The following is a 2,528-nucleotide window of genomic DNA, read 5'->3' as shown; positions in this document are numbered from 1 at the left end:
GGCCACGGCGGCGGCCGCCGTCCTGCTCGCCGCCGCCAACGCCGCCCTCCAGGCACAGGGCGGCCTCTACCGGCCCCGCCTCGCCCCCTCCGCCCTGCTCGAACTGCCCGCCCTGGCCGGGCGGACCGCCGCCCTGTGGTGCGGGGCCGCCGCCGTCCTCGCCGCCGCCGCGCCCGCGCGGGCCCTCCCCTGGAACGCCCTGCTCGCCGCCGTCTGTCTGCACACCGTCCTGGCCTGCGCGGGGCGCGGGCTGGTCCACCGGCTGTGGCGCCGCTCGGCGGTCCGCCGTCCCGTCTCCACGCTCGTCGTCGGCCCCGCCGACGGCGCCGGCGCGGTCGCCGCCGCCCTGCACGGACGCCCCGAGTACGGGCTGCGGCCCGTCGGGATCGCCGACCCCGCCGACCCCGCCGCCGGGGAGGGCGGCCAGCTCCCCGTCCTCGCCACCCACGAGGACGTCCGCCGCGCCGTCATCCAGAACTCCGTGCGCTGCGCCGTCTTCACCCGCCCGCCCGAGGCCGACGAGCGCACCGCCGCACTGGTCCGCCTCTTCCACGACCACGGCTGCCGGCTCTGGCTCGCCGACCCCGCCGGCACCGCCAAGGTCACCGGCATGCGGGTCGCCCACCCCGCCGACCAGCTGTGGGGATACGCCGTCCAGCCCCTGCTGCCCCGCCCCGCCCGGCCCCTGGAGCGGTCCGTCAAGCGGATCATCGACTCCGCCCTGGCCGCGCTCGCCCTGCTCGCCGCCGCCCCCGTCATGGGAGCCTGCGCCCTGGCCGTACGGCTCTCCGACGGACCCGGGGTGATCTTCCGTCAGGAACGCGTCGGCCTCTACGGACGCCCCTTCACCCTGCTGAAGTTCCGCACCCTGCGCGCCGACGAGCACGAGTCTGCCACCCGCTGGACCGTGGCCGGCGACCGCCGGATGAGCCCCGTCGGCTCCTTCCTGCGCAAGTCCTCGCTGGACGAGCTGCCGCAGCTGTGGAACGTCGTCCGGGGTGACATGAGCCTGGTCGGCCCCCGCCCCGAACGCCCCTTCTTCGTCGCCAAGTTCAGCACCGTCCACCCCGGCTACGAGGCCCGCCACCGGATGCCCGTCGGCATCACCGGCCTCGCCCAGATCAACGGGCTGCGCGGGGACACCTCCATCGAGGACCGGGCCCGCTTCGACAACCACTACATCGACACCTGGTCGCTCTGGCAGGACCTGTGGATCCTGGCCCGCACCGCCGCCTCCTTCTTCCGCTTCCGGCTGGGCGGGAGCTGAGCCATGACCCTCGCCCTGCCCGGACCCGTACGCCCGCCCGGCGCGGCCGCCGCGCTGCGCCGGCACTGGCCGCTTCTGCCGCTCGCCGCGACCGTCCTCTTCCTCCTCGCCCCGCTCCCGGCCGGCGACGCCACCGCCTCCGGGAAGGTCGGCCCCGCCGACGCCGCCTCGCTGCTGCTCGCCCTCGTCTGCGCCGTCCAGGCCCTGCGCGGCCGGGTGCGGAGGCTCAACCCGCTGGGCGTGCTCGTGCTCGGGACCCCGGGGATCGGGCTCGCCGTCGCCACGATGACCGCCGGGGACCCGTACGCCGCCCTGCCCGGGTTCGTGCGCTACCTCCAGGTGTTCGTGCTGGTCCCGGCGGCCGTGGTGCTGCTGGTCCGCGACGCCCTGGAGTTCCGGCTGGCCGCCGGGTGCTTCGTCGTGCTCGGGCTGGTGCAGGGCGCCGTGGGGGTCGTGCAGTACGCCACCCACACCGGGGCCTCCTACCAGGGCGAGGACATCCGCGCCGTGGGCACCTTCGGCCCCGGCGACGTCATGGGCATGGCCACCGTCGTCGCGTACGGGCTGATCGTCGCCACCGCCGCCGCCCTCGCCCCGGGACTGCCCGCCAAGGTCCGGCGGGCCTCCGGGGGCTGCGCGCTGGCCCTCGTGGTCCCGCTGGTGCTCTCCTTCAGCCGGGGCGCGTGGATCGCCACCGCCGCGGCGGCGCTGCTGGTGATGTGCCTGGCCGGGATCCGCCGGGCCCTGGCGGTGGTGCTGGCACTGACCGCGCTGGGCGTGGTCCTCGTCGGCGGGCTCGGGCTGGGCTCCGAAATGGTCGCCGAACGCCTCAACTCCATCACCCAGGTCTCCAGCGCCCCCGACCAGTCGGTGACCGACCGCTACACGATGTGGGCCGCCGCCGAGTCGATGTGGCGCGAGCGGCCCGCCGTCGGGGTGGGCCTCAAGGGCTTCCCCGCCCACCGCGACGGGCACTCCTCGCTCGGACTGTCCTCCGGCAGCGACACCGCGGGCGCCGGCCAGGCCTTCATGAAGCAGCCCCTGCTGTCCCCGCACAACATGTACCTGCTGATCCTCGGCGAACAGGGGCTGGTCGGACTGCTGGCGCTCGCCGGCGGCTGGGCCGCCCTCCTCGTCGCGGGCCTGCGCCGGTGCGCCGTGGCCTCCGGCGGTTCCGGCGGGTCCGGCCCCCGCGGACGGCCGGGCGGCTCCGGACGGTCCGGCGACGGGCTGCGGGACTGCGGGCTGATCGCGACCGGAC

General features: G+C 76.6%; 2 protein-coding genes. Both read left to right on the top strand.

The features are described 5' to 3' along the window. The coding region (locus VR44_RS38675; protein ID WP_045952366.1) for an exopolysaccharide biosynthesis polyprenyl glycosylphosphotransferase at positions 1 to 1,267 on the top strand (1,267 nt) is incomplete at its 5' end. A gap of 3 nt (positions 1,268 to 1,270) precedes the next feature. Then, the coding region (locus VR44_RS38670; RefSeq protein ID WP_107072595.1) for an O-antigen ligase family protein at positions 1,271 to 2,528 on the top strand (1,258 nt) is incomplete at its 3' end.

It is taken from the genome of Streptomyces katrae (assembly GCF_000966975.1).
Lineage (GTDB): Bacteria > Actinomycetota > Actinomycetes > Streptomycetales > Streptomycetaceae > Streptomyces > Streptomyces katrae.
The sequence above is the reverse complement of the archived record's forward strand: the minus strand, read 5'-3'. Positions and strand labels throughout refer to the sequence as shown.